General features: G+C 67.6%; 2 protein-coding genes. Both read left to right on the plus strand.

Features of this window, described 5'->3' with window-relative positions; translation table 11 throughout:
* The first annotated feature begins 362 nt into the window (after positions 1–362).
* Positions 363–18,353 carry a non-ribosomal peptide synthase/polyketide synthase gene (locus ACWEO2_RS35975; protein ID WP_452409433.1) on the plus strand — a complete coding sequence of 5,997 codons (17,991 nt, stop codon included), beginning with the start codon at positions 363–365 and terminating at the stop codon, positions 18,351–18,353.
* Positions 18,353–25,537 (plus strand): amino acid adenylation domain-containing protein (locus ACWEO2_RS35980; protein WP_452409434.1); only part of this gene is annotated, 7,185 nt, incomplete at its 3' end. The genes ACWEO2_RS35975 and ACWEO2_RS35980, both read left to right, overlap by 1 nt.

Here is a 25,537-nt window from a genome sequence, read left to right on the forward strand (position 1 = left end):
AAGTTCCTTTTTATTAACGAAGCGCCTAATGTTCGCAATGCACGGATCACATCCGTGTGATGAAGCTGACAAAGCCTCGGCGCCCCGCACCGCGGCAGCAACGTTGGAGGAGCGATCAAGAGCTAGGCGCATGCGGTGACCGTCGGTCGCCGCGGCGGTGACCGTCGGTCACCGATCTCGATTCACGCAAATCTGTTCCGATCTCGTGTGGGTGCCGTCGTCGTGCCCCGCACATTCGCCGAATCATCTTGTGGTGGCGTCCCAGCCATGCGTCCAATGCTGAACAGCGTTGCCGCAGCGGCTTATTCGTCGTGCCCAAAAGCGTTCGGCCAGCTGTTGTTTCGCCGAACGAGGAGGCTCTGGTGCACGATACGGAGTTGGGTGGGGCGCGACCGGAAGGGCCGGCGCATACCGCATTGCGAGCGTTTCCGCTTGCTCCGGCGCAGTTGGGGATCTGGTACGCACAGTTGCTCGAGCCCGACGTGCCGATCAATGTGGCCGAGTACGTGGATGTGCCGCAGGCGCTGGATACCGCGATCCTGCAAGAGGTGACGGTCGAGGCGGCGCGCGAATACGAATCGGCGCTGGTGCGGGTCGGCGAATCCGGCGGTGCACCGTGCCAATGGGTGGATCCCGCGAATTCCATTGATATCCAGGCGATCGACCTGCGCGACCATGCCGATCCGGTTGCGGCGGCACATGAATGGATGCGGGCCGATGCGGGTGCGCCGGTCGATATGCTGGCCGACCGGCTGTTCGCGGGTGCCGTGCTGCGGGTCGGCGACCATCGGTCGTTCTGGTATATGCGGGCGCATCACATCGTGCTCGACGGGTTCGGCGCGCTGACCAATATCCAGCGGGTGGCCGAGCTGTACACCGCCCGGGTGCTGGGCACCGAGCCGCCAGCGGTGCGGCCGGGTGCGCTGACCGCGCTGGTCGACGGCGAACTCACCTACCGCGACAGCACCCGTTTCGAGGCCGACCGGGAGTACTGGGCCGAGCGGGTGGCCGGGCTGGACGGCACGACCACGCTGGACGGGCGCACCGCACCGCGTTCGGCGACCAACCTGATCGCCGGTCGGGTATTGCCAGAAGCGCTGGTCAACCGGATGAATATCGTTGCCGTGAGCCAGGATTCGACGTTGGCGGTGGTGTTGCTCGCGGCCTTCGCCGGATATCTCGGGCGGCTCACCGACCGGGACGAGGCGGTGCTGAGCCTGCCGGTGACCGCGCGCACCACGGCGGTGATGCGGCGGTCGGCGGGGATGCTGTCGAATATCGTGCCGCTGCGGCTCGCGGTCGACGGCACCTGGGGTGAGCTGTTGCGCGCGACTCGGGTCGAGGTGGCGGGCGCACTGCGGCACCAGCGGTATCGGCACGAGGACATCCGGCGCGATGCCGAGCACGACGGGCAGCCCACGCGCCGGGCGCTATTCGGTCCGGTGGCCAACATCATGCTGTTCGGCAGCGAGTTGACCCTCGGCGATACGGTCGGCCGGTATCACGTGCTCTCCACCGGGCCGGTGGAGGACCTGAGCCTCAATGTGTACTACGGCGAGCGCGACAGCGTGCACGTGGATTTCGAGGCGAATCCGAATCTGTATTCCGCCGATGACATCGCCCGCCATCACACCCGCTTCCTGCAGTACCTGGAGCGGGTGGTGGCCGCCGAGATCGATACGCCGATGGTGGCGGTGGCGGTGGCGACCGAACTGGAACTCGAGGTGAGCACCAGGATTTGGAATGCGACCGCCTTCGATATGCATACGGTGCTCGCCGGTGCGCCGACGCTGGTGTCTATGTTCGAGGCGCAGGTCGGGCGGACACCGTATGCGGTCGCGGTGCGATTCGCCGGTGCGCCGGATCTGACCTATCGGGAACTCGAGGCCCGCAGCAACCGGCTGGCACGGCATCTGATCGGGCTCGGCGCCGGACCCGAAACGCTGATCGCGGTTAACATCCGCCGCTCGCCGGAGCTCATCGTCGCGATCTACGCGATTCTCGCGGCGGGAGCGGCCTATGTGCCGCTCGATCCGGATCATCCGGCCGAGCGCACCGCGCATATTCTGGCCACCGCCGGGCCCGCCTGCGTGCTGACCACCGAAACGGCTGCGGCACCGGAATTTTCCGGGATCCCGGAAATCCGCGTCGACCTGGTAGATCTCGCAGAATATGCCGATGGTCCGGTCTGGGATCGGGAGCGCGGCAGCGCCTTGCGGCCGGGACAGCCCGCCTACGTGATCTTCACCTCGGGGTCGACCGGACTGCCGAAGGGCGTGGCAGTCACGCACGAGGCGATTGTGAATCGGCTGGTGTGGATGCAGCAGATGTATCGGCTTTCGTCCGAGGATGTCGTACTCCAGAAGACGCCGGCGACCTTCGATGTGTCGGTATGGGAGTTCTTCTGGCCGCTGCAGGTCGGGGCGCGGCTGGTGCTCGCCGAGCCCGACGGCCATCGCGATCCGGCCTATCTGCGCGCGGTGATCAGCCGATACGGCGTGACGACCGCGCATTTCGTACCATCGATGCTGGAAGCGTTTCTGGCTCACCAGGAGTTCACCAACCGCACCTCGTTGCGCACGGTCTTCGCCTCCGGTGAGGCGCTGCCCGCCGCGCTGGCCCAGCGGCTGCGGGTGCTGACCGGTGCGCGGCTGCATAATTTGTACGGTCCGACGGAGGCGGCGGTCGACGTCACCTTCCATGAGGTGACCGATACCGATACCCTCTCGGTGCCGATCGGCGCGCCGGTATTCAATACCCGGCTCTATGTGCTCGATTCGCGGCTGCGGCCGGTACCGGTCGGGGCTTCGGGCGAGCTGTATCTGTCGGGGGTACAGCTCGCCCGTGGCTATATCGGCCGACCCGGGCTCACCGCCGACCGGTTCGTCGCCGATCCGTTCGGTGGGCCGGACGGCGCCGCCACGCGGATGTACCGCACCGGTGATCTGGTCCGGTGGACCACCCATGGCGAGCTGGAGTATCTGGGGCGTACCGATTTCCAGGTCAAGCTGCGCGGGTTGCGGATCGAGCTCGGTGAGATCGAGGCCGTGCTCGGCGCCGTCGATGCGGTGGTGCGGGCGGTGGTCGTGGTGCGCGATGACGCCGGAGTTGGCGAGCAGTTGGTCGCCTATGTCGTCGAATCCGAGCCGGGCGCAGTATCTTTCGCGCAGTTGCGGGCCGCGGCGAGCCAGGCGCTGCCCGGCTATATGGTGCCCGCGGCATTCGTGGTGCTGGATGCGCTGCCGGTCAATGCCTCCGGCAAATTGGACCGTGCCGCGCTGCCCGCGCCCGAGCGCAGCTCGACCGAATACGCCGCGGCGGTGACGCCGGTGGAGGCCGCGGTCGCGCGGGTTTTCGGCGAGGTGTTGGGTCACGATCGGGTCGGGCGTGACGACGATTTCTTCGCTCTCGGCGGTAACAGCCTGGTGGCCACCCAGGTCGCGGCCCGTTTGGGCGCGGATCTGGGCTGTCGGCTCGGAGTTCGCGAATTGTTCACCGCCACAACGGTGTCCGCACTCGCCGAACTGATCGAGCAGACGGGTGGAGCCGGCGACGTGCCGGTGCTCGCGCTGCTGCGGGCGCGTCACCGGCCGTCGCTGGTTCCGCTATCTCCGGCGCAGCAGCGGATCTGGTTCCTGAACCGGTTCGAGCGTGCCAGCGCCGGTTACAACATGGCTTTCGTGGTGCGGTTGCGCGGTGCGGTCGAGGTGGCCGCGCTGCGGGCGGCCCTGGCCGATGTGGTCGGCAGGCATGAGGTGCTGCGCACGATCTTTCCCGCGGTGTCGGCGCCGGAGGTGGCCGCGCAGCAGGTGGTGCTGTCCGTGGACGAGGCCGTGGTCGTCGGCGCGCCCGAGCCGATCGGTGCCGGTGCGCTGGATGCGGAGTTGGCCCGGTTCGCGGCGCTCGGCTTCGACCTCGAGCGCGAAATTCCCATTCGGGCGCGGATCTTCCTGGTCGATGACGAAAGCTGCGCGCTGGCGCTGGTCCTGCATCACATCGCGGCCGATGGGCTGTCGCTGCGGGTATTGGCGCGAGATGTGATGTCCGCGTACGGATCCCGGCATACGGGCGCTGCGCCGCAGTGGACGCCACTGCCGGTGCAGTACGCGGACTACAGCCTCTGGCAGCGTGAATTGCTCGGTTCTGCTACGGATCCGGCGGCACCCCTGGCGCAGCAGCTGGAGTTCTGGACCGCCACGCTCGCCGGTGCGCCCGATCTGATCGAGTTGCCCGCCGATCGGCAACGGCCCGCGGTCTCGTCCGGACGGGGCGCGGTCTTCCGCTTCGAGCTGCCCGGTGACCTGCACGCCGGAATCGCCGAACTCGGACGTGTCCAGGGTGTTTCGAACTTCATGGTGCTGCATGCCGCATTCGCGGTGCTGTTGGCGCGGCTGTCCGCTAGCGATGACATTGTGATCGGCACGCCCGTGGCCGGACGCGGTGAACGGGCGCTGGACGACCTGGTCGGCATGTTCGTCAACACCTTGGTGCTGCGGACCGCGATCGATCCTGCCGCGCCCTTCTCGGAGCTGCTTGCGCGCGTGCGCGAAATCGATCTCGCTGCCTTCGGACACGCCGAATTGCCATTCGAGCAGCTGGTCGAGGCCGTCAACCCACCGCGCTCGCAGGCACGGCACCCGCTGTTCCAGGTATTGCTCGCTTTCGACAATGCCGCGGACATCCGATTCGAACTCCCCGATTTGTCGGTCGACACCAGTACGCTGGACACCGGCGTGACCAAATTCGATCTCCAACTCACGGTCACCGAAGGTTTCGCCGGTGCCGGACTCGGGGAAGGTTCGGCATCGGCGGAGCTGTCATCGGGGGGTGTCGAAGCCGAATTCACCTATGCCACAGAGCTATTCGACGAATCCACCATCGCGGACTACGCGCAGTGGCTGGTCCGGTTGTTGCGGGCGGTCGTGGTCGATGCCGAGTCGCGGGTGGGGGATCTGCCGCTGCTCGACGCGGCCGGTCGGCAGCGGGCGATCGAATGCGGTACCGCCGAGTCGACGCTGAAAAGTCCGGCTACCCTGCTGGCCGGGTTCCAGGCGCAGGCACGGCGCACGCCCGATGCCGTGGCCCTGGTCGATGCGGACGGTCCGCTGACGTATGCGCAGTTGTCCGGGCGGGTCAATCGGCTCGCTCGGCGGCTGATCGCCGCCGGGGTCGGTCCCGAGGCGCTGGTTGTGCTCGGTATGCGGCGGTCGGTGGATTTCGTGGTGGCCGCCTATGCCGTGCTGACCGCGGGTGGTGCGTATGTGCCGGTGGATCCGGACCAACCGGCGGCCCGGCGCGCGGACGTTATCGCCTCGGCCCGGCCGGTCTGTGTGCTGACGCGCACCGGCGATGGCTGGTCGATCGGAGCCGATTCGCCGGTGCTGGCCATCGATGCGCTCGACTGCTCGCGCTATTCGGATGCGCCGGTGACGGATTCGGATCGGCTCCACCCGCTGCGGGCGACCGATACCGCGTACGTGATCTTCACCTCCGGATCGACCGGTAGGCCGAAAGGTGTCGCGGTACCGCATGCGTCGGTGGTGAACCAGATCGAGTGGATTGCCGATGAGTACCGCATTGGGACCGGCGATGTGGTGCTGTTCAAGACTCCGGCGACTTTCGATGTATCGGTGTGGGAGCTGTTCGCACCGCTGGCGCGTGGTGCGCGCGTGGTGGTTGCCGAACACGACGGACACCGCGACAGTGCGTATCTGGCCGCCACCATTGCCGCGCACGGGGTGACGATGACCTCGTTCGTGCCCTCGATGCTGACGGTATTCGCCGATGCCACCGGCATTGCCGAGATCGCCTCGCTGCGGACGGTTTTTGTGGCAGGGGAGGCGATGACCGGTGAGGTCGCGGCCGACTTCGCCGCGGTGAGCCGAGCCGAGCTGCACAATCTTTACGGCCCAACGGAGTTCACGGTGCATGCCACCTACGCGGCGGTCGACGCCGCGGCGAAGGGCCCGGTGCCGATCGGTCGTCCGGTGCGCGCGAGTCAGGCGCTGGTGCTCGATGCGCGGCTGCGACCGGTGCCGGATCTGGTGATCGGCGAGCTGTACCTGTCCGGAGTCCAGGTGGCGCGGGGGTACCACGGCCGGGCCGAGTTGACTGCCGAGCGTTTCGTGGCCAATCCCTATGGCCCGGCCGGAGCGCGGATGTACCGGACCGGTGATCTGGTGCGGCGCAATCGTGCCGGGGAACTGGAATATCTGGGGCGCAGTGACTTTCAGGTGAAGCTGCGCGGGCAGCGGATCGAGCTCGGCGAGATCGAGGCGGCGCTGGTGGCCGCGGCCGATGTGCGGGCGGCGGCGGTTCGGGTGTTCGCACATGCCGCCGGTGAACTGCTGGTCGCCTATGTGGTTTCCGCCATCCCGGAGACGGAGCTGAGCGCGGTGTCGGAGCAGCGGCTGCGCGCCACGCTGCCGTCATATATGGTGCCGACCGCCTACGTCGCGCTGGCCGAAATGCCGCTGACCAGCTCCGGCAAGCTCGATCGCCGTGCGCTGCCGGATCCGGTGCTGACCGTCAAGGCGTATCGCGCACCGACCACCTCGGCCGAACTCGCGGTGGCCGAGGTGTTCGCGGCGGTGCTCGGGCTCGAGCGGGTCGGCCTGGACGACGATTTCTTCGCACTCGGCGGAAATTCGCTGGTGGCCACGCAGATTGCGGCGCGGATCGGCGCCATCGCCGGTGTCGAGGTGCCGGTGCGGCTGCTATTCGAATATTCGACGGTGGCCGCCTTCGCGGCGCATCTGCCCACCGAGGGCACGGCGCGCAACCGTCGGGCGCTGGTGGCCGGTCCCCGTCCCGATGTGCTGCCGCTGTCCTATGCGCAGCAGCGGATGTGGTTCCTCAATCAGTTCGATGCCGATTCGGTCGCGAACAATCTGACGGCCGCGGTGCGCTTGCGGGGCGCGCTCGATGTGGCCGCCATGAACGCCGCCATTGCCGATGTGCGCATCCGGCATGAGGTGCTGCGCACCAGATACCCAGCGGTGGAAGGTATTCCGCACCAGCAGGTGTTGGCGGTCGGGGAAGTCACGGGTTCGCTCGTACCGGAGCCGGTGCTGGCGGCGGAGTTGGCCGATCGGATCCGTGCCGTGGCGGCAATGCCTTTCGCCGTGGATCAGGAGCCGCCGGTTCGGCTGACATTGCTCCGCATGCGGTCCGAGGGTGCCAGTGGCATCGACGAGGACGCTCCGGAAGGCGGCGAGCACGTACTCGTCGTCTCCATCCATCACATCAGCGGCGATGGCTGGTCGATCGCGCCGCTGACCAGGGATCTCATCACCGCGTACGCCGCCCGCCTGGCCGGTGCCGAGCCCGGGTGGGCACCGCTGCCGGTGCAGTACGCCGACTACACCCTGTGGCAGCGTGCGACGCTGGGTGCCGAGGATGATCCGGAATCGCTGATCGCCGAACAGATCCGGTTCTGGGCCGCCGAACTGGCCGGTGTGCCCGAGGTCCTGAACCTGCCGATGGACCGGCCACGCCCCGCGGCTGCCACCGGCCGTGGTGCCCGCCATGCATTCACCATCGATGCCGCGACGCATCAGCGACTGCGCGGCCTGGCCGAGGATGCGAACGCCTCGCTGTTCATGGTCCTGCACGCGGCGTTCGCCACGGTATTGGCGAAACTCGCCGGGCAGCAGGATATTGCGATCGGCACGCCCATCGCGGGACGTGGTGATCAGGCGCTGGACGACCTGGTCGGCATGTTCGTCAACACCCTGGTCCTGCGCACCGATGTGCGTCCGGAATTGCGCTTCGCCGACCTGATCGTGGCCGTGCGCGACGGCGATCTGCGCGCCTTCGCACACGCCGATGTGCCGTTCGAGCGGCTGGTCGAGGTACTGCAGCCGGAGCGGTCGGCGGCGCGGCATCCGCTGTTCCAGGTCATGCTGGACTTCCAGAACACCGCGCAGACCAGCTTGGCATTGGCCGGACTCGCGGTATCGGCGCTCGATATCGATACGCAGACAGCGAAATTCGACCTACAGCTGACACTCGCCGAAGCTGTCGATGCCGCCGGTGCTCCCGCCGGGCTGGGTGCGACCCTCGAGTACGCGACCGACCTGTTCGACGCCGAGACGGTCGCCTCGTTCGCGATCCGGCTGCAGCGGGTACTCGACGCGATGGCGGATCCGGGGATGCGGATCGGCGATATCGATCTGCTCGACGAGAACGAGCGGACGCTGATCCTGAACTCCTGGAATGCGACGGCACATCCGGGCGCCGCCGACGCGACATTGGTGTCGCTGTTCGAGGCGCAGGCGGCACGGACGCCGGAGGCGGTCGCTATCTCGTTCGAGGGTGAATCGCTGGCCCACCCGTCGCCCGACCACCGCCCCTCACCGAGTCGCTCCGCGACGCTGGCCCACCCGTCGCCCGACCACCACCCCTCACCGAGTCGCTCCGCGACGCTGGCCCACCCGTCGCCCGACCACCACCCCTCACCGAGTCGCTCCGCGACGCTGACATATGGGCAGTTCGCGGGCCGGGTCAACCGGCTGGCGCGGTTGCTGGTGTCCATTGGGGTTCGTCCGGATAGCACCGTGGCGATCGGCATGCGGCGCTCCGTCGATCTGGTTGTGGCGATGTACGCGGTGCTCACCGCGGGTGGCGCGTATGTTCCGGTCGATCCGGATCATCCGGCGGAGCGCATCGCGCAGGTGCTGCGGACTGCACGGCCGGTCTGTGTGCTGACCCGTTCGGATGACGGATTGGAACTGCCGACCGAGGTCGAGGGGCGCTCGCGGGCGTGGGCAGTGCTCGATGTGGATCTGTTCGACACCGACGACTATTCGGACGCGCCGCTCACCGATGCGGATCGGCTCGGTGCGTTGCTGCCGGGCAATGCCGCGTACGTGATCTTCACCTCCGGTTCCACCGGACGGCCGAAGGGTGTGGCGGTTTCGCATGCCGCGATCGTGAATCGGCTGGTGTGGATGCAGGACGCCTATGCGTTGAGCGCCGATGATGTGGTGCTGCAGAAGACCCCGGCGACCTTCGATGTGTCGGTGTGGGAGTTCTTCTGGCCCTTGCAGATCGGTGCGCGCCTGGTTGTCGCGCAGCCGGACGGACACCGCGACCCGGCGTATCTGGCCCGGGTGATCCGCCGCGAGCGGGTCAGTGTCGTGCACTTTGTGCCGTCGATGCTGGTGGTGTTCGTCGCGGAACCGCTAGCGGCTCAATGTGATTCGTTGCGGCTGGTATTCGCCTCGGGCGAGGCGTTGCCGCCGAGGCCCGCCCACCGGCTGCGTGCGTTGACCGGTGCGGCGGTGCACAATCTGTACGGCCCGACCGAGGCGGCGGTGGATGTCACCGGCCACGCGGTCACCGCTGCCGATATCGACACCGTGCCGATCGGTGCGCCGGTATTCAATACCCAGGTCTATGTGCTCGACGGGTGGCTGCGTCCGGTGCCGGTGGGGGTACCCGGTGAGTTGTACCTGGCCGGAGCGCAATTGGCGCGCGGATATGTCGGGCAGCCGGAGCTGACCAGCGATAGGTTCGTGGCGAATCCGTTCGGCGACGGTGCGCGCATGTACCGCACGGGTGATCTGGTGTGCTGGCGGGCCGATGGGGTGCTCGACTATCTGGGGCGCACCGACTTCCAAGTCAAGTTGCGCGGTCTGCGGATCGAGCTCGGTGATATCGAAACCGCACTTGCCGCAGTCGATTCGATCGGACAGGCCGTTGTCGTGCTGCGCGAGGAACAGCTGGTGGCCTACCTCGTCGCGCAAGCCGGTGCGACGGTCGATACCGATGCCGTGCGAGCAGCGCTGAGCGGGGAACTACCGGCGTACATGGTGCCAGCGGCCTATGCGGTGCTCGATGAGTTCCCGCTCAATGGCTCCGGCAAGCTGGATCGCAGGGCATTGCCCGATCCGGTATTCCAAGCCGCCGTCTTCCGTGCGCCCGGCACCGCGATGCAGGTGCTCATCGCCCGGACCTTCGCCGAGGTCCTCGGTGTCGAGCGGGTCGGCCTGGACGATGACTTCTTCGCCCTCGGCGGCAATTCGCTGAGTGCCACTCAGGTCGTGGCCAGGTTGGGTGCGGCGCTCGATGTGCGGCTGCCGGTACGGATCTTGTTCGAGGCGTGCACGGTCGTGGCGCTCGCGGACGAGGTGTCGCGCGGCGGATTCCCGGGGCTCGGCGATATCGAGTTGACCGCTCGCGTACGCCCGGAGCGGATTCCGCTGTCGCCCGCGCAGCAGCGCATCTGGTTCCTCAATCGTTTTCTCGCGGGAGATGAGACCGGTCCCGGCGATGCCGTGGACAACATTCCGGTCGCGCTGCGGCTCACCGGTGCGCTGGATGTCGCGGCTCTGGCCGCTGCGCTGGCGGATGTGGTCGCCCGGCACGAGAGCCTGCGCACCGTCTATCCGGACGGTTCCCAGGGTCCGGAGCAGGTGATCATCCCTGCGGCACAGGCTGTTCCGACGCTGCGGTCCGAGCCGGTCACCGAAGCGGAACTCGCACCGTGCCTCGGCGCATTCGCGGCGGCCACCTTCGATCTGACGGCGGAGCTGCCGATGCGGGCCCGGCTGTTCGCGATCATCGATGGTGCCGCGGTCGAGCACGTGTTGGCGATTGTGCTGCACCATATTTCGGCCGACGGCTTCTCGCTCGGCCCGCTCGCGGGCGATCTGATGACCGCCTATGCGGCTCGGCGCGCGGGCGTCGGGCCGGCATGGACCACACTGCCGGTGCAATACGCCGACTACACGCTGTGGCAGGCCGAAACACTCGGCGCCGACGATGATCCGCGGTCGCAGGCGCACCGCCAGCTCGCGTACTGGCGGGGCGCGCTGACGGGTCTGCCGGAGCAACTGGAACTGCCCACCGATCGTCCGCGACCGGCCGTCTCGTCGTATCGCGGTGACACCCACCGGCTGCGCATCGACTCGGATCTGCACAGTGAACTGCGCGAGTTGGCGCGTAAGCGGGAGACCACGCTGTTCAGCACGGTGCACGCGGCGCTGGCGGTGCTGCTGTCGCGGCTGTCGGTCGGCGAGGACATCGCGATCGGCACTCCGGTCGCCGGTCGCGGTGCCGCCGCGCTCGACGGGCTCGTCGGCATGTTCGTCAATACCCTGGTGCTGCGCACGCACATCGACACCAGGGCGCGCTTCGAAACGGTGCTCGACACCGTGCGCGCACAGGATATCGAGGCGCTGTCCAATGCGGACGTGCCGTTCGAGCGGCTGGTCGAGGTCATCGCGCCCGTCCGGGCACAGAACCGGCATCCGCTGTTCCAGGTGGCGCTGGCCTTCCAGAACTTCGCGCTGCCCCGGCTCGAACTCGCCGATCTGGTGGTGCGGCCGGTCGCATTCGATGCGGCCGCGGCCAAATTCGATCTGCAGTTCACGGTGGTCGAATCCGATGATGCCGATGGTCGCGCCGATGGCATGGATATCGAGATCGGCTACGCGACAGACCTTTTCGATGCGAGCACTATCGCGGTGCTCGGTCGCCGGTTCACCCAGGTGCTGGCCGCCATCGCGGCCGATGCGACAGTGGTGGTGGGGGATATCCAACTGCTCAGCGCCGAGGAACAGCATCGGGCGCTGTACGAATGGGCCACTCCGGTGGCGACCTACGTCACCGAGACCAGCACACTGGTCGACCGGTTCGCGCTGGCCGCGGCGCTGGATCCGGCGGCGGTCGCGGTCCGCGCCGGTGGCCGATCGCTGACCTACGCCGAACTCGATACCTGGTCGAACCGGCTGGCCCGGCGGCTGATCGCGGCCGGAGTCGGACCGGAGGCCCTGGTGGCGGTGGCGCTGCCGCGTTCGGTGGAACTGATCGTCGCGCTGCTCGCGGTGGTCAAAGCCGGGGGCGGATATTTGCCCATCGACCCGAACTATCCGGCGGATCGGATCGAATACGTCCTCGATGACGCGCGTCCGATCTGCGCGATTACCAGTGCCACCGCGGAATTGACACCCGGCTGGTTCGGCGGACCGGTGCTGGATATGGCCGCCAACCTGAATTCGATGGATTCGGCGCCGATCACCCGGGCCGAGCGTCGGGCACCGCTCGACCCCGCGCATACGGCCTACGTCATCTACACCTCCGGATCCACCGGGCAGCCGAAGGGTGTGGTCATCCCACATCGCAATGTGCTGCGGTTGCTGGACAACACCCGGGGCCATTTCGATTTCGGACCATCGGATGTCTGGACGATGTTCCACTCCTACGCCTTCGACTTCTCGGTCTGGGAGCTGTGGGGCGCGCTGCTGCACGGCGGCAGGCTGGTGGTGGTCGACTACTTCACCTCGCGCTCACCGCAACAGTTCCTGGAACTGCTCGCCGCGGAACGGGTGACGGTGCTGAACCAGACGCCGTCGGCGTTCTATCAATTGATCGCCGCCGAGGCCGCCGCACCGCCTGCCGAACTCGCCTTGCGCTATGTGATCTTCGGTGGTGAGGCGCTGGAACCGCAGCGGCTCGGCGGCTGGTCGGCCCGGCATCCGGGCACGCCGCAGCTGGTGAATATGTACGGCATCACCGAGACCACCGTGCACGTCTCCTACCGGCGCATCGATGCGGGCACCGGCTCGGCGAGCGTCATCGGCGGTGCCGTACCGGGATTGGTCGTGCGGGTGCTCGATGCCCGGCTGCGGCCGGTGCCGGTCGGCGTGCCCGGCGAAATCTATGTCTCCGGTGGCCAGTTGGCGCGCGGCTATCTCGGGCGGCCCGCGCTCACCGCGAGCCGGTTCGTGGCCGATCCGTATGCCGACAATGGTGCGCTGGCCTATCGGTCCGGTGATCTCGCACGGTGGACCGTCGACGGTGAGCTGGAGTATCTGGGCCGGGCCGATCAGCAGGTGAATCTGCGCGGGTTCCGGATCGAGCTGGGGGAGATCGAAGCGGCGCTGCTGGATGCGGACGTATCGGTGCACGAGGTGGCGGTTATCGTGCGCACCGATCTGGTGGATGAGCCGCGCATTGTCGCGTATGTGGTCGGCGCCGAAGGGGCAGATACCGTGGGGCTGCGCCAACGGCTCGCGCACCGGCTGCCCGAGCATATGGTGCCCGCCGCGATCATGGTGGTGAGTCGAATTCCCCTGACCGTCAATGGGAAATTGGATCGCGCCGCGCTGCCCGCGCCGGTATTCGAGGCCACGGCCTACCGCAAGCCGGGCACGGTCGCAGAGGAAGTCGTCGCCGGAGTCTTCGCCGATGTCCTCGGCATGGGCGCCGACGGTCTGGTCGGCGCGGATGACGACTTCTTCACACTCGGCGGCAGTTCCCTGCTGGCCGCCAAGGCCGCCGCCCGCATCGGTGCCGCGCTCGGCCGTACCGTCGGCGTCCGCGCGCTGTTCGAGTCGCCGCGGGTGGCCGATCTCGCCGCGGCAGTCGTCGCGAACGATTCGGGTGCGATCCGGCCCGCGCTGATCGCCGGTGCGCGTCCGGCGCGGCTTCCGCTATCACCCGCGCAGCAGCGGATGTGGTTCCTCAATCGGTTCGACCGGGACTCGATCGCCTACAACATTCCGGTGGCGCTGCGGCTCACCGGTGCACTGGATATCGCGGCACTGCAAGCGGCGGTCGCCGATCTGGTCGGCCGACACGAATCGCTGCGGACCCGGTATCCGGAGGTCGACGGTGCGGCGACGCAGCTGATCGTGCCGGTCGCGCAGGCGGTTCCGGCGCTCTACCCGATCGACAGCACCGAGGCCGAACTCCCGGAACGGATTCGGGAGCTGGCCGCCACCACCTTCGACGTGACGGCCGATATCCCGGTGCGGATGCGGTTGTTCCGGATCGCGGGACGTGCGGAGTTCGTTCTGGCCGCGGTGCTGCATCACATTGCCGCGGACGGGTCTTCGCTCGCACCGTTCGTCCGGGATCTGATGCAGGCGTACACCGCGCGCCGGAACGACAGCGCACCCGGCTGGACGCCACCCGCCATGCAGTATGCGGACTATGCGCTGTGGCAGCGGGATCTGCTCGGCAGTGAGGACGACCCCGAATCGGTATCGGCGCAACAGCTCGCCTACTGGACGGGGGCATTGACCGGGCTGCCGGATCAGCTGGCGCTGCCGACCGATCACCCGCGGCCTGCACGTCAGAGCCTGCGCGGCGCGAAGGTCGAGTTCGCCATCGACGCACAATCGCATGCCGCGCTCGTCGCGCTCGGACGACGCAGCGGCGCAACGCTGTTCATGGTTGTCCATGCCGCCTTGGCGGTGCTGCTCGCGCGATTGTCCGGAAGTTCGGATATCGCGGTCGGCACGCCGATCGCGGGACGGGGCGATGCCGAACTCGATGATGTCATCGGCATGTTCGTCAATACGCTGGTCCTGCGGACCCGGGTCGAGGGTGCGGAAGGCTTCAATGAGCTGATCGGGCGGGCCAGGGCCGCGGATATCGCGGCCTTCTCACATGCCGATGTGCCGTTCGAGCGCCTGGTGGAGGTGCTGAATCCGGAACGGTCGACGGCGCGTCATCCGCTGTTCCAGGTCGGGTATTCGTTCCAGAACCATGAGCGCGGTGAGCTGCGGCTGCCCGGACTCGAGGTGCATGAGCTCGAATTCGACAGCGGAGTAGCGCAATTCGATCTGCATCTGTTCGCGGTCGACCACTACGGTGCGGACGGCGCACCCGAGGGGATCGACCTGGCGCTCGGGTATGCCACCGATCTGTTCGAGCCCGCGAGTGCGCGGCGGTTCAGTGCGCAGCTGCTCCGGATTCTCGAAGGTGTTGTTACTCAGCCTGATACGGCAGTCGGCGAATTGGACCTGCTCGGGGAGGGCGCCCGTACCCAGTTGCTCGAGGAGTGGAACCGGACGGCGCATCCGGTGGCATCGGCGACGCTGGCGGATCTCATCGACGCCCAGGTGGCACTGACGCCCGACCACGTCGCACTGATCGATGCGACCTCCGAGTCCGTGCTCACCTATGCGGAATTCGATGCCGCGGTCAACCGGCTGGCACGCAGGCTGATAGCCGACGGGGTCGGCCCGGAGGCGACCGTCGTGCTCGCGATGCGGCGTTCGGTCGAACTGGTTGTCGCCATGTACGCGGTGGTGCGGGCCGGTGGTGCGTATGTGCCCATCGACCCGGATCATCCGGTCGACCGCATCGCGCACATTATCGAGACCGCCGGACCCAGCTGTGTGCTGACGACCTCGCGCGACGGAATGCCCATCGAAACCGGACTTGCCGCACTGGAAGTGGATCGGCTCGACCTGTCGGAATACGACGCGATGCCGATCACCGATGACGAACGGGTTCGATCACTGCGGCCGGAGCATCCCGCCTACGTGATCTTCACGTCCGGGTCCACGGGCCTGCCCAAGGGCGTCACCATTGCGCACGCCGCGATCGTCAACCAATTGGCCTGGCTGCGTGACCGATTCGCATCCGGACCGAATGTGAGCGCGCTGCTCAAGACACCGGCGACCTTCGATCTGTCGGTATGGGAATTCTGGTCGATCCTGACGACGGGCGGTCGGCTGGTGGTGACCGCGCCGGGCACCGAACGTGATCCGGACCGGCTCCGTGCCCTGATCGAACGGCATGCGGTAACGGTGCTGCACGCGGTACCGTCCCTGGTCGGCATGCTGCTCGCGGTGTCGGCCGCGCCGCTGCCGGAATCACTGCGGCAGGTGCTCGTCATTGGTGAGGCGCTGGCGCCGGCTACCGCGATCGAATTCCGGCGCAGGGCCGAACGGACCGGCGCGCGCCTGTTCAATCTGTACGGCCCGACCGAGGCCGCGGTATCGATCACCGGTTTCGAGGTCGCTGACGATCCGACTCATATCGTGCCGATCGGGACGCCCGCGTGGAACAGCCGGGTCTATGTGCTCGACGGTCGCTTGCGGCCGGTTCCGGTGGGTGTGCCGGGTGAGTTGTATTTGGCCGGTGCCCAATTGGCGCGCGGCTACCAGCGCAGACCGGGTCTGACCGCCGACCGGTTCGTCGCGGATCCGTTCGCGGCCGCCATCGGCGCCACGATGTATCGGACCGGCGATATCGTCCGCTGGCGTCCGGAGGGCACGCTGGAGTACCTGGAGCGTGCGGATTTCCAGGTCAAGATCGGCGGATTCCGGATCGAGCTCGGCGAGGTGGAGACCGCGCTGCTGCGGCTGCCCGATGTGCGAGCCGCGGTGGCGGTGGCGCGCGAGGACGACAATGCGGGAGCGCGGCTCATCGCCTATGTCGCAGTGCCGGAGGCCGATTCGACCGAACTGGCCGCTACGATCCGCACCGCCGTGGCCGCGGAGTTGCCGACCTATATGGTGCCCGCCGCAGTTGTCGTGCTGGAGTCCCTGCCGCTCAATGCCAATGGCAAGGTCGATCGAGCCGCGCTGCCCGAACCAGTGTTCGCCGCGGCGGAATTCCGCGCACCGTCGAGTGAATTGGAACGGTTGGTCGCCGCCACCTTCGTATCGGTGATCGGTACCGCGGCGCGGCACAGCGAGATCGGGGTCGGCACCGACTTCTTCGCGCTCGGCGGCAATTCGCTGCTGGCGACGAGGTTGGCCGCTCAGCTGGGTGCCGCGCTGGGAGTGCGGGTTCCGGTCGCCGCGGTATTCGAAGCGCCGACCGTCGAGCTGCTCGCGGCACACCTGGCCGACTTCGGCGACGCCGATGCCAGGCCCGCGCTCACCCGCCGGTCCGGCACTGCGCCCGTTCCGCTTTCGCTGGCACAGCAGCGCATGTGGGTGGTCAACCGGCTGGCACCGGACTCCTCGGCCTATCACATTCCGGCGGCACTGCGTCTCACCGGCGCACTGGATATCGCTGCCCTCGACTCGGCCATCCGCGACGTGATCGAACGCCACGAGAGCTTGCGCACCCGGTATCCGGATACCGAACCCGGTCCGGTGCAGGAGGTGCTGACCGTCGCCGATCTGTCATTCGAACTGACGCCGATTCCGGTATCTCGGCACGATATCGACGCGCGGATCGAGGAATTCGTCGCCACCGGTTTCGATATCACCGCGACGGTGCCGGTGCGCGCGGCGCTGTTGTGCACCGATACCGACGAGCACCTGCTCGTCGTGGTGCTGCACCACATCAGCGCCGACGGCTATTCGGTGGCTCCGATGACGCGGGATCTGATGCGCGCCTATCTGGCCAGGACCGCGGGCCACGCACCCGACTGGGCTCCCTTGCCGATCCAGTACGCCGACTACAGCCAGTGGCAACGGTTGGCACTCGGCTCCGACCACGATCCGAACAGCCTGCTCTCGCGGCAACTCGGCTACTGGACAACGGAATTGGCCGGACTGCCCGAGGTGCTGCCGCTGCCGACGGATCGACCGCGGCCACCGCGCCGGAATATGCGCGGCGCGGCAGTCGATTTCGAGATCGACGCTGAACTCTCCGGGCGTTTGGACACCATTGCCCGCGAGCACGGGACCACGCTGTTCACCCTGATCCACGGCGCCTTCGCGGTCCTGCTCGGCAAGCTTTCCGGGACCACGGATATCGCCATCGGCGCACCGGTCGCGGGTCGCGGCGAACGCGAACTCGACGATCTGATCGGCATGTTCGTCAATACTGTCGTGCTGCGCACCGAAGTCGATGGGCGCACCGGTTTCGCCGATCTGCTGCGCCAGGCCAGGGATCGCGATATCGCCGCCCTCTCGCATGCCGATGTGCCGTTCGAGCAGGTGGTCGACGCCATGGGCCGAACCAGATCCAGCGCCTATGCGCCGCTGTTCCAGGTGATGTTCACCTTCCAGAACATGCCGTCGGGCCGCGTCGCGCTGCCCGGGCTCGAGGTCGAGGTGCTCGATCTCGCACTGGCCGAGGCGAAATACGACCTTCAGTTGATCGGCATCGAGATGTTCGACGCGGCGGGGGAGCTGGCCGGGCTGGATATGCGGTTCGGGTACGCGACCGACATTCTCGATGCCGCCACGGTCCGGTTGTTCGCCGAGCGACTTCAGCGTGTGCTCGCGGTCGTGGCAGCAGACCCGTCGATCGCGATTCGTGCCATCGATATTCGCAGCGCCACCGAGCGCGGCGGAGCCGAGCAGTCGCGGCTCGTCGATGATCAGAACACTGCGCCGAAGCTGGCGGACCTGCCCGCGGTCATTGCCGCCGCGGCCGATATCGCATCCGGTGCCGTCGCCTTCACCCACGACGCGCACACGGTGACCTATGGCGAGCTGGCCGCCAAGCTCGCGACGGTCGCCAAGGCCATGGGTGCGACCGCGAAACCGGAAGCGCTCATCAATGTCGCCCTGGCCGGGCTGGTGCCCGGTCTCCTGGCCGCCCTCGGCGGCAGTGGTCTGGCCGCGGTGCTGCGGACCCTGCGCACCGAGGCACAGGCCGTGATCTCCAACTCGGGGTTGGAAGTCGATTCGGAAGGAATTAGCTGATGTCCCACGCAGAATCGGTCGCATCCAGCGGACTCGGCAATCGCAGTGCCGCGCACGATCATTCGGCGCTGCGCCGGGCGTACGGCATCGATGATCTGCCCGGCCTGATCGATAAGGTCGCCGAACTGGACCCGGACCGGGTCGCCCTGCGGCACGACGGGACCACCATCACCTACGGTGTGCTGGCCACCGAGATCATGGTGCTCGACGAGGCCATGGGCGGCGGGCTCGGCGCCGACGCACTGGTATCGGTCGTGGTCTCCGGTCAGCTGCCCGCGCTGCTGGAATCGGCCGACGGTGCGCTGGGCACGGTACTCGAGCAGTTGCTCGACGATGCGCTGACGGCGGCGGCGCATGTGCTGCCGACGACATTCGCGCCGGTCGAGACCCTGGTCACCGAATTCGAGGAGCAGGTGCGCCGGACGCCGGATGCGGTGGCGCTGGAATTCGCTGGATCGACGCTGGCCCACCCGTCGCCCGACCACCACCCCTCATCGAGTCGCTACGCGACGCTGACATATGCGGAGTTCGACGGCCGGGTCAACGCCCTCGCGCGGCACCTGATCGACCTGGGCGTCGGCCCGGACGCCCTGGTGGGGCTGGCCGTTCGGCGCTCATTCGACCTGCTGGTCGGCATGTACGCGATCCTGAAGGCGGGCGGTGCGTATGTGCCGATCGATCCCGAGCATCCGGCCGAACGCATCGGTTACGTCCTCGAGGTCGCCGCACCCGTACTGGTGCTCACCACGACCCAGGACCAGCCGGAGTTCGGGCCCGATATCCGGGTACTGCGGATCGATGAATTCGACGGCGGCGCCATATCCGACGAGGCGCTGGACCGCGCGCCGCTGTCGGCGGACAATACGGCCTACGTCATCTTCACCTCCGGGTCGACGGGCCGCCCGAAAGGTGTTGCGGTATCGCATCGTTCGATCCTCGCCAACCTGCGGTGGCGGCAGCGGCTGTACCGCCTACGCGGCGCCGATGTGGTACTGCAGAAGACGCCGTTCACCTTCGATGTCTCGGTCTGGGAGTTCTTCTGGCCGTTGCAGGTCGGTGCGCGGCTGGTGATCGCGGCACCGAATGGTCATCGCGATCCGGCCTATCTGGCCCGCACGATCGCCGGACGCGGCATCACCGTCGCGCATTTCGTGCCATCGATGCTCGCGGTATTCGTGGCCGAACCGCAGATCGAAACGGCGGCGCGGAGCCTGCGCCTGGTCTTCGCCTCCGGTGAGGCGCTGCCCGCCGCCACCGCGTCCGCCTTCCGCGATATCAGCGGCGCGACACTGCACAACCTGTACGGCCCCACCGAGGCCGCCGTCGATGTCACCGCCCATGAGGTCACCGCCGCCGACCACACCACGGTGCCGATCGGCGCGCCCGCCGACGACACCGAATTGCTGGTGCTCGACGATAATCTGCGGCCGGTCGCCAGCGGTGTCGTCGGTGAGCTGTACCTCGCCGGTGTGCAGTTGGCCCGCGGTTATGTGGCCCGTCCCGGACTGACGGCCGATCGCTTCGTGGCAAATCCCCAGGGCGCGCCGGGTGACCGGATGTATCGCACCGGCGATCTGGTGCGCTGGGCCACCGATGGCAAGGGCGGTCCGGACGAACTGGAATATCTGGGCCGCATCGACTTCCAGGTGAAGCTGCGCGGGCTGCGGATCGAACTCGGTGAGGTCGAGGCGGCGCTATTGCGCAATGAGCAGGTCGCGCAGGCCGCGGTGCTGCTGCATCGGCATGCGGGCGGGGATCATCTGGTTGCTTATGTGGTGGCGCACCGTGGCATTGCGCCGGATCCGGCCACCGTGCTGGCATCGACCCGACGGGACCTGCCGGACTACATGGTGCCGTCGCTGGTCATGGTGCTCGACGAAATGCCGATCAATGCCAACGGCAAATTGGACCGTCGCGCGCTGCCGGAACCGGTATTCGGTTCCGGTGCGGCCGAATACCGTGCCCCGGCGACCGCTGATGAGGTGGCGGTCGCGCAGATCTTCGGTGAACTGCTCGGCGCGCAGCGGGTCGGCGCGGATGACGATTTCTTCGCACTCGGCGGCAATTCCCTCATTGCCACCCGTGCCATCGCCAGGATCGGGACCGCGCTCGGCATCACCATTGATGTCCGGGATTTCTTCGACCGCCCGACGGTGGCGGCACTGGCCGGACTGTCGCGAACCGGAGTCGCGCGGCCCACACTCACGGCGGTCGCCCGGCCGCAGCGCATTCCGCTGTCCCCGGCGCAGCGCCGCATGTGGTTTCTCAACCGGTTCGGCACATACACCGAATCGGCCTACGTCTTCGATACCGCCGCGGTGGACAATATCCCGGTCGCGCTGCGGCTGCGCGGTGTGCTCGAGGTCTCCGCCCTGTCCGCGGCCATTACCGATCTCGTGGCCAGGCACGAGATCCTGCGCACCGTCTACCCGCAGACCGAGGACGGTCCGGTCCAGGTGGTGCGTTCGGTGCACGCCGTATTCGACCTATCGCCGACCGATGTGCCGGAGGCCGAACTCGCCGGCGCCGTATTGGCAACCGCCGTACAGGGATTCGATGTCACGGAGGAGATTCCGGTCCGGGTGCGCCTGCTGCGCAGCGGACCGGAGGATCACACGCTGGTGCTGGTCGTGCATCACATTGCCGCTGACGGTGTGTCGATGGGGCTGCTGATGCGCGATCTCGTCACCGCCTATTCCGCCCGTCGCGCTGGCCGCAATCCGGGTTGGGCCGCATTGGCGGTGCAGTACGCCGACTACGCACTGTGGCAGCAACAGGTGCTGGGCGACGAGGACGATCCGGATTCGGTGGCCGCGCGCCAGCTCGGCTTCTGGGCCACCGAATTGGCCGAGCTGCCCGCACAGCTCGATCTGCCCGCAGATCGACCGCGCCCCGGGGTGGCGTCCTATCGCGGGGCCACCCACGAGTTCGCCATCGACGCACAACTGCGTCATGCGATCGACCGGATCGCCGCCCGCAGCCGCGCCACGCCGTTCATGGTTGTGCACGCCGCGCTCGCCGTGCTGCTGTCGCGGCTGTCCGGCACCTCCGATATCGCCATCGGCACGCCGGTCGCCGGACGCGGGGAGCGCGCGCTCGACGACCTCGTCGGCATGTTCGTCAATACCCTCGTGCTGCGCACCGAGGTCCGGGGCGAGGTGAGTTTCGCCGATCTCGTCGCCCAGGCGCGCGAGCGCGATCTGAATGCCTTCGCACACAGCGATATTCCGTTCGAGCGGCTGGTGGAGGTGGTCAATCCGGCGCGGTCGCAGGGGCGGCATCCGCTGTTTCAGGTCGCGCTGTTCATGCAGAACATCGGGCCGATCGCGCTGACCATGCCCGGGCTGGACGCGGAGCTGGTCGATTTCGATCCCGGCTTCGCGAAATTCGATCTCCAGCTGACACTTTCCGACACCGGCGCGGACGAATCCGGTTACCGTGCCGAATTCACCTATGCCACCGATCTGTTCGATGCCGCGACCGTGCGCGAGTTCGGGGCCAAGTTCCTCCGGCTGCTGCGCGCGGCCGTCGCCGATCCGGATATCGCGGTCGGCGATATCGAGCTGCTGGATATGGGCGAACTCGATTACGTCACCGCGAGCTGGAATGCCAGCGGGCACAAGGTGGCCGACCGATTTCTGCACGAGGGCTTCGACAACCAGGTGCGTCGAACGCCGAATGCCATTGCCCTGGTCTCCGATACGGCCGAGCTCACCTACACCGAGCTGTCCGAGCGGGTCAATCGGCTGGCCCGCCTGCTCATCGGTACCGGCGTCGGACCGGAATCACTGGTGGTGCTGGCCATACCGCGCTCGATCGAATTGGTCGTCGCGATGTACGCGGTGCTGCGCGCCGGTGCCGCTTACGTCCCGGTGGATCCCGAACATCCGGTCGAGCGCATCTGGCACATTCTCGACACCGCCCGGCCGCATTCCGTACTCACCACGCGCGGTGGCGGATTCACCCTTCCCGCCACCGTGCCGCCGAGCGTGCACCTGCACCATATCGACGAGCTCGACCTGTCGGAGTACTCCGCCGCCAAGATCGGCGACGGCGAGCGTCGCGCGCTGCTGCGACCCGAACACCCCGCCTACGTCATCTTCACCTCCGGGTCGACGGGCAAGCCGAAGGGTGTATCGGTCGAACACCGCGCCATCGCCAACCAGCTGGCCTGGATGCACGACGAATACCGGCCGCACAGCGGCGATATCTACCTGCAGAAGACCGCGACCACCTTCGACGTATCGCTGTGGGGCTATTTCCTGCCGCTGCGCGCGGGCGCGACCCTGCTGCTCGCCGCGCCGGACGGCCACCGCGATCCGCGCTATATCGCGGAAACCATTGCCCGCCACGGCGTCACACTGACCGACTTCGTGCCATCGATGCTCGCCGTCTTCGCGACGCATGCCGAGGCGGCGGAACTCGATTCGCTGCGCGATGTTTTCGTCATCGGTGAGGCATTGCCGCCGGAGACCGTCGCGGCCTTCCATGCGGTCAGCGATGCCGCGCTGCACAATCTGTACGGCCCGACCGAGGCGGCGGTATCGATCACCTACCGCGAGATCACCGCCGACGACGAACTGGTGCCGATCGGCGAGCCGGAGTGGAATTCCCAGGTGTACGTGCTGGATTCGCGGCTGCATCCGGTGCCGATCGGGGTACCCGGCGAACTGTATCTGGCCGGTGACCAGCTGGCCCGCGGCTACCACGGCCGGGTCGACCTGACCGCGGAGCGGTTCGTGGCCAACCCTTTCGGCAGATCCGGTGCGCGCATGTACCGCACCGGAGATCTGGTGCGCTGGAGCGCCGATGGCGAGCTCGTCTACCTCGGCCGGATGGATTTCCAGGTGAAGTTCCGCGGCCAGCGCATCGAACTCGCCGAGATCGAGGCGGCCCTGCTGGCGGCGCCAGCGGTGGGGCAGGCCGCGGTTCGGCTGATCGATGGCGATACCGGGGACTATCTGGCGGGCTATGTGATCCGCACACCGGGCAGCGAATTGGAGCTGGAGCAGGTCAAAGCGGGCCTGGCACGACGTCTTCCCGGATATATGGTGCCGACCGCGCTGGTCGAGCTTTCGGAGTTCCCACGCAACACCAGTGGCAAGCTCGATCGCCGAGCCCTGCCGCTTCCGGTATTGCGGCACAAGAGTTTCCGAGCACCGACCAATGCGGCCCAGCGCCTGGTCGCGACGGTATTCGCCGAGGTGCTGCGGGTCGAACGGGTCGGCCTCGATGACGATTTCTTCGCACTCGGCGGCAGCTCACTCGACGCCACCCAGGTGACCGCCCGGGCCGGGGAGGCCATCGGTGCGCGCATCCCGGTGCGTGCCCTCTTCGACGCGTCCTCGGTCGAGGGGTTCGCGGCCGCCGTCGATGAACTCAGCCGGGCCGCCGCGCCCGCACGGCCGCTGGTGCGGCAGGAACGTCCGGAGCGCATTCCGCTCTCGCCGGCCCAGCAGCGACTGTGGTTTCTCAATCGGATCGAAACCCAGGACCGCGCGGCCAGTGTGTACAACCTTCCCGTCGTCCTCCGGCTCACCGGCAGGCTCGATGTCAACGCGTTGGAGCGCGCGGTGCTGGATGTGCTGTCCAGGCACGAATCGCTGCGCACCTGCTATCCCGATAGCGAATCGGGTCCGTACCAGTCGATTCTGGTAGCTGCCGAGATCGGGCTGAAACTCCATCCGGCACCCGTCGAGCGTGCCGAGCTGACCGCCGCCATTACCGCGATCACCAGCGCCGGATTCGACGTGACCAGCGAACTGCCCGTGCGGGTGGCGCTGCTGAGCGTCGACCGCGTCGACGATCGGCGCGGTATCCCCGGTGACGAATACGTGCTGGTCTTCGTCGTGCACCATATCGCCGCCGACGCGCTGTCGATGACGCCGTTGATCAGCGATCTGGTGCGCGCCTATCTGGCCAGATTGGGTACCGCATCGCAAAGCGATTCGATGAGGGGTGGTGGCCGGGTGGCGGGTGGGCCTAGCCGTACACCGGATTGGCAGGAACTGCCGGTGCAGTACGCGGACTACAGTCTCTGGCATCGGGCACTGCTCGGCGCCGAGGACCGGCCCGGCGATCCGGCGCATCAGCAGTTGGGATTCTGGCGCGAAACCCTCGACGGCCTGCCGGCCCGACTCGCGCTGCCCACCGACCGGCCGCGTCCGGCGCTGCCGTCGAATCGCGGTGCCGCCGTGGATTTCGAGGTGACGCCCGAGGTCGCGGCAGATCTGCGCGCACTGGCACGGCGTGGCGGCGCGACGCTGTTCATGGTGGTGCACGCGGCCTTCGCGGCCACGCTTGCCCGATTGAGCGGCACCGACGACGTGGTGATCGGCTCGCCGGTCAGCGGGCGCGGTGCCCGCGAACTCGATGCGCTCATCGGCATGTTCGTCAACACCCTGGTCTTGCGGACCAGGGTCAGCGCGTCGGCGACCTTCGCCGAACTTCTTGCGGGCGTGCGTGATACGGATCTTGCGGCCTTCGCCAATGCCGATCTGCCATTCGAGCGCCTGGTCGATGCCATGGCGGTGGACCGTGGTATCGGCGCGCATCCCTTGTTCCAGGTCATGTTCAGCTTCGGGGAGGCACCGCGTGTGCTGGCGGGCAGCCGGGCGTTCGAGGTGCCGTGGCTGACGGTGGAGCCGGTCGAACCGGCCGATACCGGCGCGAAATTCGATCTGCACCTGGTGGTGAACGAACGTGCCGAGGACGGCGGCCTCACCAGCAGTCTGCGCTACGCCACCGACCTGTTCGATGCGTCGACGATCGCCGCCTTCGTCGCCCGCTTCCTGCGGGTGCTCGCCGCCGCTGCCGCTACGCCACAGACCCGGATCGGTGCGATCGAGCTGCTGGATGCCGACGAGCGGTCGCTGTTGGACCGGTGGAACGACACCACTCACGCAATTGACGAAACCCTCACGCTCGCTTCATTATTCGCCGCCCAGGTGGCGCGTACCCCGAACGCGCCCGCGCTGACCTTCGATGGGACAACGCTGGCCGACCTGTCGCCCGACCACCACCTCTCATCGAGTCGCCACGCGACGCTGGCCCACCCGTCGCCCGACCACCGCCCCTCATCGAGTAACTACGCGACGCTGGCCCACCCGTCGCCCGACCACCGCCCCTCATCGAGTCGCTACGCGACGCTGGCCCACCCGTCGCCCGACCACCGCCCCTCATCG

This window comes from Nocardia sp. NPDC004278 (genome assembly GCF_053602975.1).